We start from the raw sequence: 1,101 nt of genomic DNA on the forward strand, positions 1-1,101 counted from the left end.
TGTTTAGTTTCGTGCGATCATGTTCCTCGCCGTAGTTGGCCTTTGTTCCGTGCAAAGGCTATGCTGGGCGACTTGATTGCTGGGTTCAGCAGTCCCGGCATTCAATCGCACCAGGAGCAGTTGGCAGCATGAGTTCACGTATTCACCCGCAAGCCCGTACCACCCCGAAAATCCGGCAGGAGATCAAGGATTCGGGCTTGTCTGATCGCGAGGCCGCAAAGGTCTTCGGCATCACGCGAGCCACTGCCGCGAAGTGGCTCAAGCGGGACGACGTGCAGGACCGCTCACACCGTGCCCATACGCTGCATACGACCTTGAGCGCAGCCCAGGAAGCCATCGTCCTGGCACTGCGCCAGTCGCTCTATCTTCCCCTTGACGACCTGCTGTTCGTCACGCGACAGCACATCAATCCAGACGTCTCCCGGTCGGGTATCGCCCGTCTGCTCAAGCGCGAAGGCATGTCACGTCTTGAAGACGTGATCCCGAAGGCCGAAGGCGAAACCATCACGCCCAAGAAGACCTTCAAGGACTACGAGCCAGGCTTCATCCACATTGACATCAAGTACCTGCCTCAGATGCCGGACGAGACTTCGCGCCGCTACTTGTTCGTCGCCATCGACCGCGCCACGCGCTGGGTTTTCATGCACATCTACGGCGACATGACCGAGAACAGCAGTGTCGATTTCCTGCGCCGCCTGAAGCTGGCCTCGCCTATCAAGATCAGCAAGATCCTGACCGACAACGGCTCGCAATTTACCGACCGTTTCGCCACCAAAGACAAGAAGCCCAGCGGCCAACACGCCTTTGACGTGGCTTGTGCAGCCCTGCCTGCCGAGCACCGCCTGGCGCCGCCGCGGCACCCGCAGACGAACGGCATGGTCGAGCGCTTCAACGGCCGCATCAACGAATTGTTGCAGCAGACCCGCTTCGACAGCCGTGCCGACCTACAGGCCACATTGATGAACTATCTGAAGCTGTACAACCACCACATTCCGCAGCGCGCACTCGACGCGAAAACACCCATCCTCGCGCTCAAGGAATGGCAGCAGAAACGACCAGAATTATTCGTTAAACGCGTTTACGATCAAACGGGACTCGACA

General features: G+C 58.8%; 1 protein-coding gene. It reads left to right on the forward strand.

The features are described from left to right. Window positions 1–128 precede the first annotated feature (128 nt). Window positions 129–1,101: IS481 family transposase (locus ACFFJK_RS22880; protein WP_379681959.1), on the forward strand; the 973-nt coding region annotated here is incomplete at its 3' end.

The organism is Massilia consociata (genome assembly GCF_042432755.1).
GTDB lineage: Bacteria > Pseudomonadota > Gammaproteobacteria > Burkholderiales > Burkholderiaceae_D > Telluria > Telluria consociata.